Source organism: Streptomyces olindensis, assembly GCF_040645895.1.
Taxonomy (GTDB): Bacteria; Actinomycetota; Actinomycetes; order Streptomycetales; family Streptomycetaceae; genus Streptomyces; species Streptomyces olindensis.
In genome coordinates this window covers 84,048-103,258 of the sequence record NZ_JBEYZD010000009.1, presented here as the reverse complement: position 1 = coordinate 103,258, position 19,211 = coordinate 84,048, and the positions used below count along the sequence as shown (strand labels likewise).

At 70.6% G+C, this 19,211-nt stretch carries 18 protein-coding genes; 7 read left to right on the top strand and 11 right to left on the bottom strand.

Features of this window, described 5'->3' with window-relative positions; genetic code table 11:
* Positions 1–437: 437 nt before the first annotated feature.
* From tgmA to tgmC, 3 genes are read left to right on the top strand one after another with little or no spacing between them, the layout of a single operon-like run.
* Positions 438–698: a putative ATP-grasp-modified RiPP gene (gene tgmA, locus ABZ948_RS07845; protein WP_359758053.1), complete on the top strand. Its 261-nt coding sequence runs from the start codon at positions 438–440 to the stop codon at positions 696–698.
* Positions 698–1,663, top strand: coding sequence for an ATP-grasp ribosomal peptide maturase (gene tgmB / locus ABZ948_RS07840; protein ID WP_359758052.1), 966 nt, complete (start codon positions 698–700; stop codon positions 1,661–1,663). The genes tgmA and tgmB overlap by 1 nt, the downstream gene beginning before the upstream one ends.
* Positions 1,660–2,853 carry an ATP-grasp peptide maturase system methyltransferase gene (tgmC, locus tag ABZ948_RS07835; protein ID WP_359758051.1) on the top strand — a complete coding sequence of 398 codons (1,194 nt, stop codon included), beginning with the start codon at positions 1,660–1,662 and terminating at the stop codon, positions 2,851–2,853. Before tgmB ends, tgmC begins: the two co-directional genes overlap by 4 nt.
* A gap of 14 nt (positions 2,854–2,867) precedes the next feature.
* On the opposite strand, the gene ABZ948_RS07830 is transcribed toward tgmC, so the two are convergent.
* From ABZ948_RS07830 to ABZ948_RS07810, 5 genes are all read right to left on the bottom strand, one after another.
* On the bottom strand, positions 2,868–3,254 hold the full coding sequence (locus ABZ948_RS07830) for a VOC family protein (RefSeq protein WP_359758050.1): 387 nt from the start codon (positions 3,252–3,254) through the stop codon (positions 2,868–2,870).
* A gap of 61 nt (positions 3,255–3,315) precedes the next feature.
* The gene (locus tag ABZ948_RS07825; RefSeq protein ID WP_359758049.1) at positions 3,316–3,840 is read right to left on the bottom strand and encodes a winged helix DNA-binding protein; all 525 of its coding nucleotides are present in this window, start codon (positions 3,838–3,840) and stop codon (positions 3,316–3,318) included.
* Between the two features lie 55 nt (positions 3,841–3,895).
* Positions 3,896–4,729, bottom strand: a complete 834-nt coding sequence (locus tag ABZ948_RS07820; protein ID WP_359758048.1) for an alpha/beta fold hydrolase — start codon at positions 4,727–4,729, stop codon at positions 3,896–3,898.
* 157 nt (positions 4,730–4,886) lie between these two features.
* Entirely contained in the window at positions 4,887–5,402 is a 516-nt protein-coding gene (locus tag ABZ948_RS07815) for a DUF2267 domain-containing protein (protein ID WP_359758047.1), read from the bottom strand.
* A gap of 169 nt (positions 5,403–5,571) precedes the next feature.
* Positions 5,572–5,994, bottom strand: a complete 423-nt coding sequence (locus tag ABZ948_RS07810; protein WP_359758046.1) for an Hsp20/alpha crystallin family protein — start codon at positions 5,992–5,994, stop codon at positions 5,572–5,574.
* 200 nt (positions 5,995–6,194) lie between these two features.
* Between ABZ948_RS07810 and ABZ948_RS07805 the strand changes: the two genes are divergently transcribed.
* Positions 6,195–6,497 (top strand): hypothetical protein, encoded by a 303-nt coding sequence (locus tag ABZ948_RS07805; RefSeq protein ID WP_031113249.1) that lies wholly within the window; start codon positions 6,195–6,197, stop codon positions 6,495–6,497.
* Positions 6,498–6,867: 370 nt separating this feature from the next.
* Positions 6,868–8,361 carry an alginate lyase family protein gene (locus ABZ948_RS07800; RefSeq protein ID WP_359758113.1) on the top strand — a complete coding sequence of 498 codons (1,494 nt, stop codon included), beginning with the start codon at positions 6,868–6,870 and terminating at the stop codon, positions 8,359–8,361.
* A gap of 85 nt (positions 8,362–8,446) precedes the next feature.
* Here the strand turns inward: ABZ948_RS07800 and ABZ948_RS07795 are convergent, their stop codons facing one another.
* Both ABZ948_RS07795 and ABZ948_RS07790 read right to left on the bottom strand, forming a co-directional pair.
* Positions 8,447–9,964 carry an MFS transporter gene (locus ABZ948_RS07795; RefSeq protein WP_359758045.1) on the bottom strand — a complete coding sequence of 506 codons (1,518 nt, stop codon included), beginning with the start codon at positions 9,962–9,964 and terminating at the stop codon, positions 8,447–8,449.
* A 99-nt stretch (positions 9,965–10,063) separates the two neighbouring features.
* Entirely contained in the window at positions 10,064–11,404 is a 1,341-nt protein-coding gene (locus tag ABZ948_RS07790; protein WP_359758044.1) for a DUF445 domain-containing protein, read from the bottom strand.
* Between the two features lie 193 nt (positions 11,405–11,597).
* Here ABZ948_RS07790 and ABZ948_RS07785 point away from each other — a divergent pair, with 193 nt between their 5' ends.
* Positions 11,598–12,932, top strand: coding sequence for an SGNH/GDSL hydrolase family protein (locus ABZ948_RS07785; protein ID WP_359758043.1), 1,335 nt, complete (start codon positions 11,598–11,600; stop codon positions 12,930–12,932).
* Between the two features lie 23 nt (positions 12,933–12,955).
* Here the strand turns inward: ABZ948_RS07785 and ABZ948_RS07780 are convergent, their stop codons facing one another.
* The 4 genes from ABZ948_RS07780 to ABZ948_RS07765 are packed head-to-tail and all read right to left on the bottom strand — an operon-like array spanning position 12,956 to position 16,389.
* Positions 12,956–13,678 carry a DUF1707 SHOCT-like domain-containing protein gene (locus ABZ948_RS07780; protein ID WP_359758042.1) on the bottom strand — a complete coding sequence of 241 codons (723 nt, stop codon included), beginning with the start codon at positions 13,676–13,678 and terminating at the stop codon, positions 12,956–12,958.
* A 33-nt stretch (positions 13,679–13,711) separates the two neighbouring features.
* Positions 13,712–14,728, bottom strand: coding sequence for an ABC transporter ATP-binding protein (locus tag ABZ948_RS07775; protein WP_359758041.1), 1,017 nt, complete (start codon positions 14,726–14,728; stop codon positions 13,712–13,714).
* Between the two features lies 1 nt (position 14,729).
* Positions 14,730–15,596, bottom strand: coding sequence for an ABC transporter permease (locus tag ABZ948_RS07770; RefSeq protein WP_359758040.1), 867 nt, complete (start codon positions 15,594–15,596; stop codon positions 14,730–14,732).
* Positions 15,589–16,389 carry an ABC transporter permease gene (locus tag ABZ948_RS07765; protein ID WP_359758112.1) on the bottom strand — a complete coding sequence of 267 codons (801 nt, stop codon included), beginning with the start codon at positions 16,387–16,389 and terminating at the stop codon, positions 15,589–15,591. The genes ABZ948_RS07770 and ABZ948_RS07765 overlap by 8 nt, the downstream gene beginning before the upstream one ends.
* 417 nt (positions 16,390–16,806) lie before the next feature.
* Here ABZ948_RS07765 and ABZ948_RS07760 point away from each other — a divergent pair, with 417 nt between their 5' ends.
* On the top strand, positions 16,807–19,203 hold the full coding sequence (locus ABZ948_RS07760) for a transglycosylase domain-containing protein (RefSeq protein WP_359758039.1): 2,397 nt from the start codon (positions 16,807–16,809) through the stop codon (positions 19,201–19,203).
* The last annotated feature ends 8 nt before the right edge of the window (positions 19,204–19,211 follow it).

Here is a 19,211-nt window from a genome sequence, read left to right as displayed (position 1 = left end):
ACTTCGGCGTCGCGGCAACGGTACCGCGCTGCGTGTTCGTGCGGTTGCGTAGAGCACCAGCGATCAACCCCTCGGAGGAAACCAAGATGACCCCCCGGAACAGCGTCCTCCCGCTTGCTGTGGGCGTCCTGGCCGAGGACACCAAGGTCGTCGGATTCGGTCGGCCGGAGGACGTGACCCCTGGCCGGATCGTCGTGGACAAGGACCGGGACATGGTGGCCCGGGTCGATGAAGTCGACGGCCGATGGGTGGAGGTGTCCCGGCCCACGGGCCTGTCCTGGCGTGTGAGTTGGATTCGGCTCCGCCCGGGGACCGAACGTGAGGCACGCCAGCTCCGCGCCATTGGCCGACTCCATCAACAGCAGCGTCGGGGCCTGGCGTGAGCCTCCTGCCGGGGGCTCGACCACACATCAGAAACCAAAGAGAGAGGGCACAGCATGCAGACCACGATCACCGCTCAGGAGCGCATCCCCTGGGGCATCAGCCGTATGCGCCCCTACCCCAGTGCCTACCAGCCCGGCTACGCCACCGCCGAACTCGACCCGGCCTCCCAGACCACCGTTTTCCGCGACGCGCAGGGCGCCATCGTGGAGATGGGCAAGCACGGCACCAGCAAAGGCACCGAGACTCATCCGCAGTCCACGAACCAGGACAGCCGCAACGACACCGACCACGACCAGGACAGCGAGCAGGACTGATGAACCACGCTGGACCGGTCGCGGTCGTCACCGAAGTGGACGATGTGACCGCCGACATGGTGATCACCGAACTGAACAAGCGCGGTGTCCCGGTCGTGCGGTTCGATCCCTCCGACATCGGTGACCGCCTCTTACTGTCAGCCCGGTTCGGCGCCGGCCCGGCGGCCACCCCCGTCGGCCACCTCCGGACCCTCTCCAGGGACACCACCCTGGAGGGGGTGCGGTCGTTGTATTGGCGCCGCCCGACCTGGCCTCACTTCGCGCACCTGGACGCTCCCGACGCCCGCTTCGCCGCTGCCCAGGTTCGTCATGGTCTCGGGGGTGCTCTCTATGCACTGCCAAGCTGCCGCTACGTGAACCACCCCCTCAGCAACTACACGGCGGAATACAAGCCCGTGCAACTGGCCGTGGCCGAACGCCTCGGCCTCACCGTCCCGCCCACTCTGATCTCCAACGACCTGGCCAGTATCCGGGCGTTCATCAAGGAACACGGCCAGGTGATCTACAAGACGCTGCGCTGGACTCCCTACCGGCGCCGCGACGGCGTGGGGCTGACCACCTGGACCGAGCCTGTCACCGTCGAAGAGGTGGATGAGAGCGTGGCCGTGGTCCCACACCTGTTCCAGGCACGCGTGAACAAGGTGGCGGACCTGCGGGTGGTCATCGTCGGGCTCAAGGTGTTCGCGATCCGTATCGATTCCGACCTGTTGGACTGGCGCGCAGATTACAGCGCTCTGACCTACACGCCTGTAGACCTGCCCAACAGCGTGGAGAAGGCTCTCACCGCCCACCTGGAACACTTCGGCCTCGCCTCCGGCAGCTTCGACCTGGCCATCGCCCGCGACGGTGACTTGCACTGGCTGGAGCTGAACCCGAACGGTCAATGGGGTTGGCTCGAAGACCAGACCGGGTTGCCGATCGCCGCCGCTTTCGCAGACCTCCTGGAGCAAGGAGCCACACCGTGAACCGTCCCGACTCCGCAAGCCTCCGCCGCGCTCTGGCTGACCAGCTCGAACAGGGCGGTGTCTTGAGAACCCCCGCATGGCGAAAGGCCATCGAAGCCGTACCCCGGGAGCTGTTCCTCCCGTCGTTCTTCAAGGCCGAGCCCGGACCCGGCGGCCTCACGCAGTACATCCCCGTCACGCAGGACACCCAGGAGGACGAGCGGCTGACCCTCGTCTATCAGAACGAAACCTGGGTGACCCAGCTCGACGGCCACCTCACCGCCGACACCACTGTCAGGCCGGTGACCGGCTTTCCCACCTCATCCTCCACGGTGCCGTCCACCGTCGTTGAGATGCTCGAATCCCTCGACGTGGACGATGGCATGAACGTTCTGGAGATCGGTACCGGTACCGGCTACTCCACGGGCCTGATGTGTCACCGCCTGGGAGAGGACAACGTCACCAGCGTGGAGGTGGACCACTCCGTATCGGAGCGGGCGGACGCCGCCCTGGAAGACGCGGGGTACTCGACCTGGACCGTCACAGGAGACGGCCTCCTCGGGCATCCTCACCGCGCACCGTATGACCGGGTCATCGCCACCTGCGCTCTGCGCCGCATTCCGTACGCCTGGGTCAGGCAGACCAAGCCCGGCGGAATCATCCTCGCCACCGTGGGCCCCAGCGCCTGGTCCTACGGCACTGGCCTGGCGAAACTCACAGTCAAGGACGACGGCAGCGCAGTGGGCCGGATCATCGCCCGGACGTCGTTCATGCCCGCCCGTGCGGAGGCAGTCGTCCCTCTCTTCGGTGACCTCTCCGCCCGTGCTGCCTACGCAGACACCGAGCGCAAGACCAGCCTTTCCCCCGACGTGCTGAACGACTGGATGCCTGCCTTCCTGGCTCAGCTCGCCGCACCCGGTACGCAACTCGTCCGTGCCGTCAGCGACAGCCGAGAGACGGTGTACCTGTTCGACCCCGGCCGGGAAGCCTTCGCCGCGCTCACCGCTGCCGGGGATGGGTGGAACGTCCGGCAGGGGGGACCGGTCGCCATTTGGGATGCCATCGAAGGCGCACTCGCCGCGTGGCGGGACGCCGGCGAACCTGACATCACCTCCGTTCGTATGGAGGTCACTCCCGAGGCGCACGCTTACTGGATCGGGGACGAACCGTCCCTCCGCTGGAAGCACTCCCATGCGCCGCTGAGCGACTGACACCTCGGCCGGGCTCAGTCCTCCACCCGCTCCAGTTCCCCCCGCTCCACACAGAACTCGTTCCCCTCCGGGTCGGCCATCACCACCCAACCCCTGCCGTTCGGGAGGGTGCGGTCCGTCAGGATGTGGGCGCCCAGGGTCAGCGCTCGTTCGACCTCCTGGGAGCGGGTGCGTGTGGTGGGGCCCAGGTCGAAGTGGAGGCGGTTCTTGCTGGTCTTGGGCTCCTCGACCCTTACGAAGAGGAGGCCCGGCGCGTTGTTGGGGAGTTCGATCAGGACCTCGTCGTCGCCGGGCTTGTCCGCGTCGGAGATGGGGTGGCCGAGGAACTCGCTCCAGAAACGGGCCAGGTCGTAGGGCTCGCCCGTGCAGTCGAAGGTGATGTGGCGGATGGTGGGGTTCAAGTGTCGCCTCCTGTGCGGGTGTTGCTCCGCAGGGTGGGGTGGGAGGCAGAGGGCTGTCGAATTATTTACCGGGTTGCCCGGGCCGTCCGGGCTGCCGGGGCTGTGGCGCGGGCTCGGGGAGGTTTCCGTTGCCGCCGTGGTTGGCGACGATGCGGCGCAGGACGTTGATCGTGGTGACGAAGTCGGCGGGGGTGATGCCCTCGTGGGTTCGGCGGTGGACCGTGAGGTTGCGGTCGCGGGCGCGCAGGCGGGCCGCCTCGCCGGCCTCGGTGAGGGTCATGGCGCCTGTCTTGTCCTCCGTGAGCCAGCCCCGGGTGATCAGGTCGTCGTAGACCTCGTCGAAGTCGGTGTCCTGGTCGTCGTAGAGGGTGAGGCGGTCGGTGAGGGTGGTGCGGGTCCAGGTGCCGGGGGCGCCGGCGGCGTGGTTGAGGGTCCACCAGTGGGGCTGGGTGAGGTCCTCGACCGCGAGTTGGGCTCGCAGGGCTCCCACCACACGGTGGTAGGCCTGGCCGGTCCAGGCGCCGATGGGCTGGGTGGCCAGTTCCTCCTGGGGGTAGTCCTTCAGGTCCTCGACGTGGACGTTCATGGGTCCTCGCTCTCCCGTGCGGCTGTGGCCGGCTGGACGCGAACAACCTAGGACCTCAATCAAACTTGAGGTCAAGGAGGAAGGTCCTGATCGCCTCGTGGAGGCGGTCCGGCTGGTCCAGGTGGACGTCGTGCGCCGCGTGGGGGATGCGGACCACCTTGGTGTCCGGGCGCTGGGTGAGCATCGTGGCCGGTTCCTCCGGGGGCATCGTGCCGTGCTCGCCCTGGATGAGGAGGGTCGGGCAGGTGATGCGGGACCACTCCGGCCAGTAGGCGGTGGTGGCCAGTTCGGCGACCGTGGAGATGATCGTGGTGCGGTCGAAGGCCGGGTGCCAGCCGTCCTCTCGTTGTTCGAGGGTTTTCGTCCAGGCCTCGTGGCCCAGGAACGTCGTCGCCTCATCGAGGGAGGGGAAGGGGGTGGGCCAGCTGTCCAGCCAGCCGGCGATCTGCGCGGGGAGGTCCGGGGCCGGGCCGCCCGGGCCCGCCTCGACCAGGATCAGGGACGTCACCAGGTGGGGGTGGGACGCGGCCAGCAGCATCGCCGAGTGACCGCCCAGGGACTGGCCCACCAGGGTCACGGGGGCCAGTGCCAGTTCCTCGATCAGGGTGACGGCGTCCTGGACGTGGGCCGCGCGGGTCGTGGTCGGTGGCGTGCGTGTGCTGGCGCCGTGGCCTCGGGCGTCGTACGTCACCACGCGGTGGCCGTCGGCTGACAGTCGCGCGGCGAGGTCGTCCCACTCGCCCTGGTGGCCTGCCAGGCCGTGGAGGAGGAGGAACGTGGCCGGGGGTTCCGTGGTGGGGCGGTGGTCCTGGTAGGCGAGGGTCGTGCCGTCCGGGGTCGTGAGGGTTCCGGATGACGTTCCGGAGGACGTGCTGCGGGCGGTGGTCAAGGAGCCCCCTGGTGTCTTCGGCGGCCCGGTCGGCTGGGCCAGCTCTCCCCCGCACGACGGCCAACGCCGGGCTGTCGGCGATGACCGTCGCGGGTGGCCCCTGTGGTGACTGCCGCGAGTACCGTCGCGGTGGCCGTCGTGCCTGTGGGGCAGGAGCCTACGATGCCGGGCTCAGGTCCGCTCGGCCGAACAGGAGGGCGTAGCCCGGCGGGAGTTGGGCGAGGATGCGGGTCACCAGGTCGTCGCCGGTCAGGCGCGGCAGGACGCTCAGGACCGAGCTGACGTCCCAGCGGGCCGTGGCGGGGGTGGCTCCCTCGATGCGGGCCGCGACCGATTCGACGAACTCCGCTGCGGTGAGCCGGCGCGTCACCGGGATCTGGGCGGCGACCACCCTCGCGGCCTCCTCGGGCAGGGCGCGGGCGAGGTCGACCCGTTCGTCGCCGATCACGTGGCCGCCGAGGGCTGACAGGACGATACGGGTGACCCGCTCCGCCTCCGACCTGGTGGTGTACTGGCCCGACTCCCGCACGGCCTCGACCAGTTCCGTCCAGGCGTCGTCGCCGCCCCGGGGGTGGTGCGGCGGTGCGGGGATCAGGGTCGTCGGGGACGGGGGCGTGAGTGCCGTCGTCGCAGGGGGCACGGTCGTCACACTGGGCACCGTCGTCGCGCTCATGTGCGGGTCTTCCTCCGGATCCTGTCCTGCCCCGTGCCGCCGGGCTCCGACGCCGGCGGCGCGGGGTGGGGTGGGGGTGCGGGGCTGTCCCGGGGGGGACGTCCTCGGGACAGCCCTCTGGGTGCGTGGGTAGGGGGCGCGGCCGCGGTCAGCCGCTGACGTACCGGTGTCAGCCGCTGATCTGCTTGCGGCTGTCGCCGCCGGTGATCTGGATGCGGCGGGGCTTGGCCTGCTCGGCCACGGGGATGCGCAGGGTCAGGACGCCCGCCTCGTACGAGGCGTCGATGCGTTCCGTGTCCAGCGTGTCGCCGAGGAAGAGCTGGCGCGTGAAGGTGCCGGTGGGACGCTCGGCGACCAGCATCTCCGCGTCCCCGGGGGCGGGAGACCTGCGCTCCGCTCGCACGTTCAGGACGTTGCGCTCGACATCCAGCTCGATCGACTCGGGGTCGATGCCGGGGAGGTCGAAGTGGACGAGGAAGTCGTCCCCGGAGCGGTAGGCGTCCATCGCCATCGCCGACGGGCGGGCGGTGGGGCCGAAGACCTGCTGGGTGAGTCGGTCGAGTTCACGGAAGGGGTCCGTGCGCATGAGCATCACTGGTCACTCCTCTCTTCAGGCGCTGCCTGTGCGATGCCCTACGTTCTGCGTCTTCTTATATAGCTCGGAGGAGGAAACTTGACAACCCTCGACTCACCTTAAGCCGTGATCTTCGAGGTGCCCCGGCGCGTGCGGCTGTCACCTGGGGCGTTAGCCTCGGGGTCTCGCGAGCGCGGGTACAGGAGCAGGAGGCAGACATGGCGAGGGTTCCCAGCGCGGTGGTCGCCGCGAGCGGTCTCGTGGGCGGGTACGGCGTGGCCCGCTGGAGCAGGAAGCGGCAGCTCGGCGGGGTCGTGCTCGCCGTCGCCGGGGCGGCTGCCGCGCGGCAGTGGCGGCAGCAGGCGGGCGGGGTGGCCGCGGGGGCGTTGTCGGCCGCGTACGTCGCCGCCTTCGCCGGGTCCCATCCGCTGGCGAAGAAGGTCGGGGCGTGGCCTGCCGTGTTCGGGGTGGCCGGGGCTGTGGGGCTGGCGTCGTGGGTGGTGGCGGATCGGCGCGGCTGAGAGCCCGACGGCTCCCTGAGGCAGACCCCCCGTCAGCTGACGGCGCGCTCAGCTGACGGCCCAACAACACAACCAGCACCCCGCACCCACCACACAGCAAAGAACCCGGCCCTGTTACCCAGGACCGGGTTCTTGTTGGAGCGCCGGGCAGGCCTTGCACCTGCATCTCCCCACAGGAAGTGGGGCGTCTTTCCTTGGACCACCAACGCACTGTCCGTCTGCCGGAGTTCCGGCGGCCGGATGCAGATCAACTATAACCCAGTTTTTGTTATCGCCTTCACCGCCGGACGTCTCCTCACCGTCCCCCGCAGGTACGCGACCTACGACGCCGAGGTACGACGACGTGACACGACAGATCAGCCGCCGGAGCATGCTGAAGGCCGCGGGCGCGGCAGCCGGAGCCGGAGCCGTCGGGATCGGAGCCGGTGTGGGCACTGCCCTGCCCGCCGCCGCTGCCGCCACCACTGCCGACGGCCCCTTCGCCCACCCCGGCCTGCTGCACACCCGTACCGATCTGGACCGTATGGCCGCCAAGGTGACCGCGGGCGCGAGACCCTACACGGCCGGGTTCGCCAAGCTCACCGCCAACCGGCACGCGCAGAGCGGCTGGCGGGCGAATCCCCAGGCGACCGTGTACCGGGGGTCGGGTACGCCGGAGAACTACCGGATCCTCTACAACGACATCCACGCCGCCTACCAGAACGCCCTGCGCTACCACGTCAGCGGCGAGGAGGCGCACGCCGACACCGCCGTGGCGATCCTCAACGCCTGGTCGGGGAAGCTGACCGCGCTGGAGGGCAGCGCGGACCGGTTCCTGGCGGCGGGGCTGTACGGCTATCAGTTCGCCAACGCCGCGGAACTCGTCCGGGATCACGGGGACTTCGAGCTCGGGCGGGCGCGGGAGCTGCTGCTGGACGTCTTCCACCCGCTCAGCGACGACTTCCTGACCCGGCACAACAACGCCGTCGTCACCAACTACTGGCCCAACTGGGACCTGACGGCGATCGCCTGCGTGCTCGCCACCGGGATCTTCTGCGACGAACGGGCCGTCGTGGACCGGGCGGTGGAGTACTTCAAGCACGGAGACGGCATGGGGTCGGTCAAGCACGCGATCCCGGTCGTGCACGAGGACGGGCTCGGCGAGTGGGTCGAGGCCGGGCGGGACCAGGGGCACGCGCTGCTCGGGGTCGGCCTGATGGGCACGGTGTGCGAGATGGCGTGGAACCAGGGCATCGACCTGTACGGCTACGACGACAGCCGGTTCCTCAAGGGCGCGCAGTACGTGGCCAAGTGGAGCCTGGGCGCGGACGTGCCGTACACCGCGAACACGCGGAAGAAGGGCGCGATCGGGGGGTGGTCCGGGAGTGAGACGGCCTCCGACGTGGCGGTGGCGGATCCGGCCATGACCCGGCCGATCTGGGCGATGATCGCCAACCACTACACCAAGCGGCGGGGGCTGCCGGCCTCGTACCTGACGCGCGCCGCCGCCAAGGCCGCGCCGGAGGGCGGGGGCGGCGACTACGGGCCCAACAGCGGGGGCTACGACCAGCTCGGCTTCGGCACGCTGGCGTTCACCCGGGACAGGGCGGCGGATCCGGCGGTGACGCCCGGCACGCCCGGCACGGCCGGATCGGCGTCGACGCCGAGTCCGTCCGAACAGGGATCGGCCGCGACGCCGGGTGCGGCCGGCGAGGGCGGGGGTGTCCGGCCACAGGGAACAGTGAGTGCCTCGGCGTCGCCCGGCGCTGGCCGCGACCTGGCCGCCACCGGGTCCGAGGAGGTGGTGGGCTGGGCCGCCGCCGCGGGCGTCACCGCCGTCGCCGGCGGGCTGCTGCTGTTGCGGCGGCGGGGTGGGGCCGGGTAGCGCCCGGGCCCGCGCCCCGCGCCCCGCGGCCACGGATCGGTCGATCAGCTGGTCGCCGCCCTCGACCTCGACTCCGCCTGGCCCGTCACCGTTCCGTCGCCTTCGCCGTCTCCGTCGCCTTCGCCGTCTCCGTCGCCTTCGCCGTCTCCGTCGCCTTCGCCGTCAGCGGCTCGGCGATGTCCTCCAGGGAGCGGCGTTCCGCCCGGACCGCGAGGATCGCTGCCGCCAGGCCCGCCAGGCACATCAGCGCCGCTCCGATCTGGAACGCGAGGACCGTGTCGCCGACCTTGCCCGTGCCGGTGAGGTCGGCGAACAGGAGCGGGCCGCTGATGCCGCCGGCCGCCGTGCCGATGGCGTAGAAGAAGGCGATGGACATGGCGCGGGTCTCCATCGGGAACACCTCGGAGACGGTCAGGTAGGCGCTGGACGCGCCGGCCGAGGCGAAGAACAGCACCGCGCACCAGCAGGTCGTCAGCGTGCCCGCGCTCAGCGCGCCCTGGTCGAAGAGCCAGGCCGTGCCGAAGAGGAGCAGGCCCGAGAGCAGGTAGGTGCCGGAGATCATCACGCGGCGGCCGACCGTGTCGAAGAGCTTGCCCAGGAGCAGCGGGCCGAAGAAGTTGCCGAGGGCGATGACGGCGAAGTAGTAGCCGGTGCTGCCGCTCGGGACGTCGAAGAACGTCGTGAGGATCGCGCCGAAGCCGAAAATGATGGCGTTGTAGAGGAAGGCCTGGCCGATGAAGAGGGAGAAGCCGAGTATGGCGCGGCGGCGGTAGTCGGAGAAGACGGTGCGGCCGATCTCCAGGAAGGAGACACTGCGGCGCTGGTGGATGGTGATCTCGCCGTCGGGGCGGGGCAGCGGCTCGCCGCGCTCCTCCTCGACCTTCCGCTCGATGGCGGAGACGATGCGTTCCGCCTCGCCGTCACGGCCGTGGATGAGCAGCCACCGTGGGCTCTCCGGGACGTGCCGGCGGACCAGGAGGATGACCAGGGCCAGGACCGCGCCGAGGGCGAACGTGAGGCGCCAGCCGACGTTCGCCGCGAAGATGTCCGTGTCCAGGGCGACGATCGAGAGCAGGGAGCCGAAGACCGCGCCCAGCCAGAAGCTGCCGTTGATCATCAGGTCGACGCGGCCGCGGTACTCCTTGGGGATCAGTTCGTCGATCGCGGAGTTGATGGCCGCGTACTCGCCGCCGATGCCGAAGCCGGTGAGGAAGCGGAAGAGGAAGAACCACCAGGTGTCGAAGGCGACCGCGGTGAGGGCGGTGGCGCCGAGGTAGACCGCCAGGGTGATCATGAAGAGTTTCTTGCGGCCCCACTTGTCCGTCAGGCGGCCCCAGAACAGCGCGCCCGAGCAGGCTCCCGCCACGTACAGGGCGGCGGCGAGGCCGGTGACCTCGCCGGAGGTGATGGGCAGGCCGCTGCCCGGTTCCGACAGGCGGCTGGCGATGTTGCCCACGACGGTGACTTCCAGGCCGTCGAGGATCCACACGGTGCCGAGGCCGATGACGATCGTCCAGTGCCAGCGCGACCACGGGAGGCGGTCGAGGCGGGCGGGGATGTCGGTGGTGACGGTTCGGCCGGTCTCGGCCTGCGCGGTGGTCATGGGCTCCCTCCTCATCGAGAAGAACCCGGGTCGAGTGCCCTGAGCGGATGTGCTTACGCCCTGGCACCTCGGGCCACCCGTGCGTCACGTCCGGGCCCCTCACGCCCCCAGCGCGTGCGACACCGTGTAGATCAGCAGGCCGGCCAGCGAGCCGACCACCGTGCCGTTGATGCGGATGAACTGCAGGTCGCGGCCGATGTTGGCCTCGATCTTGCGTGTGGTGTGCTCGGCGTCCCAGCTCGCGACCGTGTCCGTGATCAGGGAGGTGATCTCCTTGCGGTAGGTGGTGACGACGTACACGGCCGCGTCCTCCACCCACCGGTCGACCTTGTCCTGCACCTTGCGCTCGGCCGCCATCCGGGAGCCCAGCGACAGCAGCGAGGCGCGGACGCGCAGCCGCAGCTCGCTGCGCTCGTCCTCCGCCGCCGCGACGATCATGGACCGTACGGCCGTCCAGGCGCTGGCGATGAGGTCCTGCACCTCGCCGCGGCCCAGCACCTCGCCCTTGAGCCGCTCGACGCGGGCGCGGGTGTCGGTGTCGGACTGGAGGTCGCCCGCGAAGTCGGTGAGGAAGCGGTCCAGGGCGCCGCGGGCGGGGTGGGCGGGCATGTCGCGCATCTCGGTGGCGAAGCGCAGCAGTTCGCGGTAGACGCGCTCGCCGACCTTGCGGTCGACGAACTTCGGCGTCCAGCCGGGGGCGCCGCCCTCGACGGCGTCCATGACCTCCTCGCGGTGCAGGACCAGCCAGTCGTGGGCGCGGTTGACGATCAGGTCGACGACCCGCTTGTGGCCGCCGTCGGCGACGACCTTCTCCAGCATCTTGCCGATGCCGGGGCCGATCTCCTGGGCGTTGGCGCGGCGGGTGATGGCCTCGCCGACCACGGCCTGGACGTCGGAGTCGCGCAGCACCGTCAGCGCGCCGCGCAGGGCGGTGGACAGCTCGGCCGTGACCCGGTCGGCGTGTTCCGGGACGGCGAGCCAGGCGCCGAGGCGGCTGCCGATGCCGACGGCGCGCAGCCGCTGCCGTACGACGTCCTCGGACAGGAAGTTCTCCCCGACGAACTCGCCGAGGGAGACGCCGAGCTGGTCCTTCTTGGTGGGGATGATCGCCGTGTGCGGGATGGGGATGCCGAGGGGGTGGCGGAAGAGGGCGGTGACGGCGAACCAGTCGGCGAGCGCGCCGACCATGCCCGCCTCGGCGGCTGCGGCGACATAGCCCGCCCAGGGGCCGGCGCCCGAGTTCTGCGCCCACTTGGCGAGGACGTAGACCACGGCGACGAACAGCAGGAGCCCGGTGGCGGTGAGTTTCATCCGGCGGACGCCGCGCTGTTTCTCCTCGTCCGCCGGGCTGAAGGTCGTCATCGCACGGTTCACGGCGGCTCCGGGGCGGGCATGCTGCCCCGCGACGCCGCCCTTTTCTTCCACTTTGGTCTGTTCCATCCGCTCCACCCGCTTGGTGATCCCGCACACATTGTCCCTTCCTGACCGACTCCTGGAACGGAACAGGAGTTCCCGGCGTCTGTCGGGAGGGGTAATGCGACGGGGTCCTGTCAGCTTCCCCGTGCCCATGCCGCATCATGGGAACATCAGATCGGAGCCTGAGGCTCCCATCGCCCGAGGAGAACTGAAGAGCATGACCCGGGGTCGTGGTTACGCCCTCCTGGCCGTCGTCGTCGCAGCGATCGTGGCCCTTTCCACCGCCATATATGTCGGAGTGGCATCCGACGACGGCACCCTCAACCGGAACGCATTCGCCGACGGCCGCGTCCCGAACAACCCCGCCGCCCCGGCCTCCACCGGCACCTGGGTCGGCACCTGGTCCACGTCCCCGGCCGGCGCCGAGCCCGGCACGGAGACGACCGGCATGGCGGACCGCTCGGTACGCAACGTCGTCCACACCAGCGTCGGCGGTACGAGTGCCCGCGTGACGCTGTCCAATCTCTACGGCCAGTCGCCGCTGAACATCACGCAGGCCTCGATCGCCGTCGCCGCCGGCAGCGGCACGCCCGCCGCGCTCGCCGACACCATGCGGCAGCTGACCTTCAACGGCGGCCCGGCGGTCGTCGTCCCGCCCGGCGGGCAGGTGATGAGCGACGCCGTGCGCATCGTCGTCCCGCACGACGCGGACGTCCTGATCACCACGTACACGCCGACCAGCTCCGGCCCGGTGACGTACCACCCGCGCGCCCGGCAGACCTCCTACGTCGCCCGGGGCGACCATGCGCGGGACGTGACGGGCACGCCGTACACCGAGCAGACCGGGTACTGGCGCTACCTGACCGCGCTGGACGTGCTGAGCAACGAGGCGGACGGGACGGTGGTCGCTCTCGGCGACTCGCTGACCGACGGCATCACCTCCACGTCGGGCGCCAACAACCGGTGGACCGACGTTCTCTCGGACCGGCTACGCGCGCAGATCGCGGCCGGACGGGACCTGCCCCGCTACAGCGTCGTCAACCAGGGCATCAGCGGGAACCGGATCCTCACCGACGGTCTCGGCCGCCCCGCGGACAACCCCAGCGGGCTGAACCGCTTCACGCGGGACGTGCTGCAGCGGACGAACGTCAAGGTCGTCGTCATCGACCTCGGCGTCAACGACATCCTGCGCAACCCGCGGCTCGCCGACCCGGACGCGATCGTCGGCGGCCTGCGCACGATGGTGGACCAGGCCCACGCGCGCGGGCTGAAGGTGATCGGGGCGACGCTGATGCCGTTCTACGGGCACCGGGGTTACACGGACGCGCGCGAGGCGGTGCGGCAGGCCATCAACGCCGAGATCCGGGCCGGGCGGGTGTTCGACGCGGTGGTCGACTTCGACGAGGCGCTGCGGGATCCGTACGACCCGCGGCGACTGCGGCCGGTGTACGACTCGGGGGATCATCTGCACCCGAGTGACCAGGGGTACGCGCGGATGGCCGAGGCGTTCGACCTGGAGTCGCTGAAGGGGTCGGTGGCGGCGAAGCTGTAGTTCCGGCTGCCGTCAGGCGAGCCTCAGTGCTCCCAGTGCGAGTCCCGGCGGGAGCCACCCAGCTCCCGCCGCCCTTCCTTCCGCTCCAGCTTCTCCCGCCGCCGTTCCTCCCGTACCCGCTGCTTCTCCGCGCGCGTCAGCTTCCGCTGGACGCCGACGCCGCCCCACAGCGCGAAGCCGGTGACGACGACCCGCGGCGCGCCCGGCTCCCCCGGCACGCCCTCCTCGCTGTGGTCGAAGCCGCCCATGACGCCGATGCCGCGGACGACGACCTCGACCCCGGGCGGCACGATGACGTCCACCCCGCCCATGATCGCGATCGCGTTGATCTCGACCTCGCGCTCCGTGAAGTTCGCCTCGCGCAGGTCGAGCTCCCCGCCGCCCCAGAAGGCGAAGCAGGTGAACCGCCGGGGCACCGTCCAGTGCCCCTTGCGCTGGAAGCCGGACATCACGGCGACGGCCCACGTGGAGGAGCCCTCACCGCCGACGATCCGCCCGGACCAGTCCGACCCGGTCGCGGGCTCCTTGCTCAGCGACACCACCGGCGCGGTGACGCCCGCGGCCGGCAGGTCCCGGGTGATCGGCGCCAGCTCGCCGTACGTCCGCGCCTGGTACGTCGCGTCCAGCCGCTCCTCGAACTCCGTCATGTCGAGACGGCCCTCCGCGAGGGCGTCCCGCAGGATGCCGGCGACCCGTTCACGGTCGGCGTCGGAGGCGCGGAGGTCCGGGACTGCGTCGTCGGTCATACACAGCAGCCTACGAGTTCACCCCGCCGGGGGCTACGAGACAGCCCGCTCGGCCTGTTCGGGCGGGGGTTTGGGGGTGTCCCCCAATGTGTGCAGCATCTTGGCGATCACGGCCTCGATGTCCGGCTCCCGCACCGACAGGTCGACCAGCGGATACTCCGCCGCGATCCGCGCCACCAGCGGAGCCGCCGACTCCGCGGCCGGGAACGCCAGCCACTGCCGCGGACCGTCCACCCGGACGACCCGCGCGGGCGCCGGCGCCTCGATCGGCGGCAGTTCGCGCTCCAGGTCCACCACCAGCGTCCGCTCGCTCTCCCCCGCCTCGTGCAGCCCGGCGAGCGGCCCGTCGTACATGAGCCGTCCGTGGTCGATGACCATCACCCGCGAGCACAACTGCTCGATGTCCTGGAGGTCGTGCGTGGTCAGCAGCACCGTCGTGCCGCGCTCGGCGTTCAACTCCCGCAGGAACTCCCGCACCCTGGCCTTGGACACGACGTCGAGCCCGATGGTCGGCTCGTCGAGGTACAGCACCTCCGGGTCGTGCAGCAGCGCCGCCGCGATGTCGCCGCGCATCCGCTGCCCGAGCGAGAGCTGCCGCACCGGCACGTCCAGCAGGTCGCCCAGGTCGAGGAGTTCGACCAGCCGGTCGAGGTTCTCGCGGTAACGGGCGTCCGGGATCCGGTACATGCGGTGCATCAGCCGGTAGGAGTCGACCAGCGGCAGGTCCCACCACAGTGTCGTGCGCTGCCCGAACACCACCCCGATGCGGTGCGCGAGACGCGTCCGCTCACGGGACGGGTCGATGCCGGCCACCCGGAGCCGGCCCGCGCTCGGTGTGAGGATGCCGGTCAGCATCTTGATGGTGGTCGACTTGCCGGCGCCGTTCGGGCCGATGTACCCGACCATCTCGCCGCGTGCCACGCGGAAGGAGATCGAGTCGACGGCCCGGACCTGTCGCCGTTCCCGTTTCATGAAGCCGGTCTTCTTGCGTACGTCGAAGACCTTCTCGACACCGTCGAGTTCGATGAACCCGCTCTCGGAACCGGTCAACTCAACTCCCAGTACTCCGGTACGAACGAAGCCCCACCCGCCAGGCGACCCCGGCCAGCGCGCAGCACACCACCGCCACCAGCGGCGACGCGAACGCCACCCACTGCGGCAGGTCCAGCGGATACGGCCGCCCCAGCACATACGACGCGGGCAGCCAGTTGACGAAGGCCAGCGGCAGCACGAAGGTCACCCCGCGCACCAGCTCCTGCGCGAACAGCACCGGCGGGTACTGCAACAGCGTCGCCCCGCCGTACGTGAACGCGTTCTGCACCTCCGAGGCGTCCTGCGCGACGAACTGGAAGGCCGCGCCCGCCACGAACACCGAGCAGAAGATCGCCCCGCCGCTGACCACCATCACCGGCATCAGCAGCAGCTTCGGCAACGTCCAGTCGATGTCCAGCGCGGTCAGCGCGTAGCCCACCACCAGCGCGCCCTGGGTGACCCGGCCCAGGCGGCGCAGGGCGAAACGGTCGGCGGCCACCTGCGCCAGCACCGGCGCGGGCCGCACCAGCAGCGTGTCCAGCGTGCCGTCGCGCACCCGGCGCCCCAGCCGCTCCATCGACCCGATCAGCAGGTCGGCGAGCCCGAAGGCCAGGCTGGACAGGCCGTACAGGAAGGCGATCTCGGGCAGGGAGAAGCCGCCGAGCGCGTCGACGCTGGAGAACATCAGCAGGATCGCGACGAAGTCCAGCCCCGTCACCGCGAAGTTGGTGAACGTCGTCAGGGCGAAGGAGGCGCGGTAGGCCATCGTGGAGCGGATCCACATCGCGGCGATCAGCCCGTAGGCGCGCAGCCCCTCCCGCACCCGGCCGGGCACGCCGGGCGCCGCGCTCTCCCGCACCGCACTCTCGTGCACCGTGTCAGCCACCCTGGACCACCACCCGCCGCGTCGCCATCGACTGCAGCAGCCGCCCCGCCGCCAGCAGCGCCACCGCCCAGGCCGCCTGGAAGGCGTACGTGCCGAGCGGATCGGCCTCGCCGAGCAGGACGTCGGCCGGCGCCTGGAGGACCGACGACCAGGGCAGCATCCGCACGACGTCGCCGAACACGCCCGGGAAGACGTTCAGCGGCAGCATCATCCCCGAGGCGAACCACCCGACGAACCACGACATCTGCACCACCCCGGTGCCGTCGATCAGCCAGAACGCCGACAGCGCCACCAGGTACCGGATGGCGAACCCGACCACCCAGGCCAGCGCCACCGCCACCAGGAACGCCGCCCAGGCCGCCACGTCCCCGGGCAGCGCCAGCGGGAAGAGCAGCGCCCCGATGACGAAGGGCGGCACCCCGCGCGCGAACAGCTCGAACAGGGCCCGGCCCCCGTCGGCCGCCATCCACCACAGCTGGAGGTCGGCGGGCCGGTACAGGTCGACCGCGACGTCCCCCGTCCGGATGCGCTCCATCAGCTCGTCCTCGAAGCCGCCGCCGCTGATGCCGAGCGTCTTGAACAGCGCCTGGCCGATCCACACATAGGTGATGGCCTGCGCCTGGTCGTACCCCCCGAGGTGGGGTCTCTCGTCCCACAGCGCGAGATACGTGTAGACCAGGATCAGGCCGAAGACGGTGTTGGTGAAGATCCCGGCCAGCATGGCCGCCCGATAGGTCGCGTACCGCCTGAAGCCGCCCGCCGCGACGGCCGCGTACAACCGTCCCGAGCCCACATCCACCGCCCTCCTCGCCACCGGCACCGAAGCGCAGGAGCCTAATGGGCCGACGATCAGCCGTGCCAGGGGTTTTAGATGCTCTGGGGGCGGCGCGGGGGAAGTCCGTACCGGACCAGACGGTACGATCCGTGACGTCCGCGTGGGCCGAGGCGCCCGTGGCCAGGGCGAGCAGCGGGGCGGCGGTGCCGGCCAGGGCGGAGCGTGCGAGCAGTCGCATCTCGGTCGTGTCCCCCCATCGGGGGAAATCGCGCAAGCGGGAACACACCTCGAACAGGCGTGGCTGCACGACCGGCACGGCGAAGCCCTCGATCAGGGAACTGATCGCCGGATGGGACAGTCTTCATCACAGGGGCGCAAGAGCGAGCAGAGACGTACGGGAACGACGTACGACGCGAAACGGAGTCCGTGCACGACATGAGTGACGAGCCTCAGCAGCCGAACCCGGGCTGGGCACCGAGAGAGCCGCAGGCGGACGGCGACCCCGGCGCGCCTCAGGGCCAGGCGGCCGGGAAACCGAAGCGGACCGGCTGGCGCCGGATGATCCCGACCTGGCGCATGACGCTGGGCGGCTTCATCATCGTCGTCATCCTGCTGGTCGGCGGCTTCTTCCTCGGCTACTCGCTGGTGAAGATCCCGCCCGCCAACGCGCTCGCCACCCAGCAGGCCAACGTCTACCTGTACGCGGACGGCTCCGTGATCGCCCGCGACGGCGAGGTCAACCGGGAGAACGTCACCCTCGCGCAGATCTCCAAGGACGCCCAGCACGCCATCCTGGCCGCCGAGGACCGCGACTTCTACACGGAGTCCGCCGTCGACCCCAAGGCCATGGTCCGCGCCGCCTGGAACACCGCCCTCGGCAAGGGCAAGCAGTCCGGCTCCACGATCACGCAGCAGTACGTGAAGAACTACTACCTGCGCCAGGAGCAGACCGTCACGCGCAAGGCCAAGGAGTTCTTCATCGCGATCAAGCTGGACCGCGAGAAGAGCAAGGACCAGATCCTCGAGGGCTACCTCAACACCAGCTTCTTCGGCCGCAACGCCTACGGCATCCAGGCCGCCGCCCAGGCCTACTACGGCATGGACGCCAAGGACCTCGACCCGGCCCGCGCCGCCTACCTCGCCGCGCTGGTCAACGCGCCCAGCCAGTACGACGTCGTCGCCCACCCCGAGAACCGCAGGGCCGCCGAGTCCCGCTGGAACTACGTCCTGGACGGCATGGTCAAGAAGGGCTGGCTCAGCGAGTCGGAGCGGGCCGGGATGAAGTTCCCGGTGCCCAAGGAGTCGACCCTCTCCACCGGCATGTCCGGCCAGCGCGGCTACATCGTCCGGACCGTCAAGGACTACCTGGTCCAGAACAAGATCGTCGACGAGAGCCAGCTCGACGCCGGCGGCTACCGCATCACGACGACCCTGCAGAAGCCCAAGCAGGACGCCTTCGTGAAGGCCGTCAACGACAAGCTGATGGACAAGCTCGACAAGAAGAACAACAAGGTCGACCGCTATGTCCGCGCGGGCGGCGCCGCCGTCGACCCGAAGACCGGCAAGGTCGTCGCGATGTACAACGGCATCGACTACGTCAAGCAGTACACCCCGAACGCCACCCGCAGGGACTTCCAGGTCGGCTCCACCTTCAAGCCGTTCGTGTTCACCGCGGCCGTCGAGAACCACTCCGAGACGCAGGACGGCCGCGTCATCACCCCGAACACGATCTACGACGGCACCAACAAGCGCCCCGTCCAGGGCTGGACCGGCGACCCTTACGCCCCCGAGAACGAGGACCAGGTCTCCTACGGCGACATCACCGTCAACGAGGCCACCGACAAGTCCGTGAACTCGGTCTACGCCCAGATGGCCGCCGACGTCGGCCCCCAGAAGGTCAAGCAGACCGCCATCGACCTCGGCATCCCCGAGGCCACCCCCGACCTCGCCGACGGCCCCGCCATCGCCCTCGGCACGGCCACCGCCAGCGTCCTGGACATGGCGGAGGCGTACGCCACGCTCGCCAACCACGGCCGGCACGGCACGTACACGATGGTCGAGAAGGTCGCCAAGGAGGGCACCCCGATCGAGCTGCCCGAGCGGCGCACCCGGCAGGCGGTGAGCCGCGAGGCCGCCGACACCACCACCTCGGTCCTGCAGAGCGTCGTCCAGAACGGCACGGCCGCCGCCGCCCAGGCCGCGGGCCGCCCCGCCGCCGGCAAGACCGGCACCGCCGAGGAGGACAAGGCGGCCTGGTTCGCCGGCTACACGCCCGAGCTCGCCACGGTCGTCGCCGTCATGGGCCAGGACCCCGTCACCGCCGCCCAGAAGCCGCTGTACAACGCCCTGGGCCTGCCGCGCATCAACGGCGGCGGACCGCCCGCGGAGATCTGGGCGCAGTTCACCCGCGACGCCCTCAAGGGCAAGCCGGTCAAGGACTTCGACCTGAGGCTCCAGCCGGGCTCCGACGTCTCGCAGGCCCCCGGCACCGAGGCCCCGGCCGACCCCACCACCGGCACCACCGACGGCGGCACCACCGGGGGCGACGACCAGGACACCGGCACCGCGACGCCCGGCGAGACCCCGAGCGCGCCCGCCGGACAGACCGCGGGGCAGACCGACGGCGGCACCGGCGGCGAGTCCCCGACCGGCGGCGGCACCGCGGACGGCGGCACCGGCGACGGCGGCACCGGCGATGGCGGCACCGCCACCGACGGGGGCACGACCGACGGCGGCACGAGCGACGGCGGCACCACGGAAGGCGGCGGCGACTCCGAAGGCCCCACGGGCCCCGACTGGGGCGTGGTCCCGCAGACCATGCGCCGCGAATAGGCGCGAAG

What these genes read in the sequence shown, in the direction of transcription:
- tgmA (WP_359758053.1), top strand. Translation starts at nt 438, where the DNA reads ATGCAGACCACGATCACCGCTCAGGAGCGCATCCCCTGGGGCATCAGC.
- tgmB (WP_359758052.1), top strand. Translation starts at nt 698, where the DNA reads ATGAACCACGCTGGACCGGTCGCGGTCGTCACCGAAGTGGACGATGTG.
- ABZ948_RS07825 (WP_359758049.1), bottom strand. Translation starts at nt 3,840, where the DNA reads ATGAACGTCCACGTCGAGGACCTGAAGGACTACCCCCAGGAGGAACTG.
- ABZ948_RS07815 (WP_359758047.1), bottom strand. Translation starts at nt 5,402, where the DNA reads ATGAGCGCGACGACGGTGCCCAGTGTGACGACCGTGCCCCCTGCGACG.
- ABZ948_RS07810 (WP_359758046.1), bottom strand. Translation starts at nt 5,994, where the DNA reads ATGCTCATGCGCACGGACCCCTTCCGTGAACTCGACCGACTCACCCAG.
- ABZ948_RS07805 (WP_031113249.1), top strand. Translation starts at nt 6,195, where the DNA reads ATGGCGAGGGTTCCCAGCGCGGTGGTCGCCGCGAGCGGTCTCGTGGGC.
- ABZ948_RS07800 (WP_359758113.1), top strand. Translation starts at nt 6,868, where the DNA reads ATGCTGAAGGCCGCGGGCGCGGCAGCCGGAGCCGGAGCCGTCGGGATC.
- ABZ948_RS07795 (WP_359758045.1), bottom strand. Translation starts at nt 9,964, where the DNA reads ATGACCACCGCGCAGGCCGAGACCGGCCGAACCGTCACCACCGACATC.
- ABZ948_RS07790 (WP_359758044.1), bottom strand. Translation starts at nt 11,404, where the DNA reads ATGGAACAGACCAAAGTGGAAGAAAAGGGCGGCGTCGCGGGGCAGCAT.
- ABZ948_RS07785 (WP_359758043.1), top strand. Translation starts at nt 11,598, where the DNA reads ATGACCCGGGGTCGTGGTTACGCCCTCCTGGCCGTCGTCGTCGCAGCG.
- ABZ948_RS07780 (WP_359758042.1), bottom strand. Translation starts at nt 13,678, where the DNA reads ATGACCGACGACGCAGTCCCGGACCTCCGCGCCTCCGACGCCGACCGT.
- ABZ948_RS07760 (WP_359758039.1), top strand. Translation starts at nt 16,807, where the DNA reads ATGAGTGACGAGCCTCAGCAGCCGAACCCGGGCTGGGCACCGAGAGAG.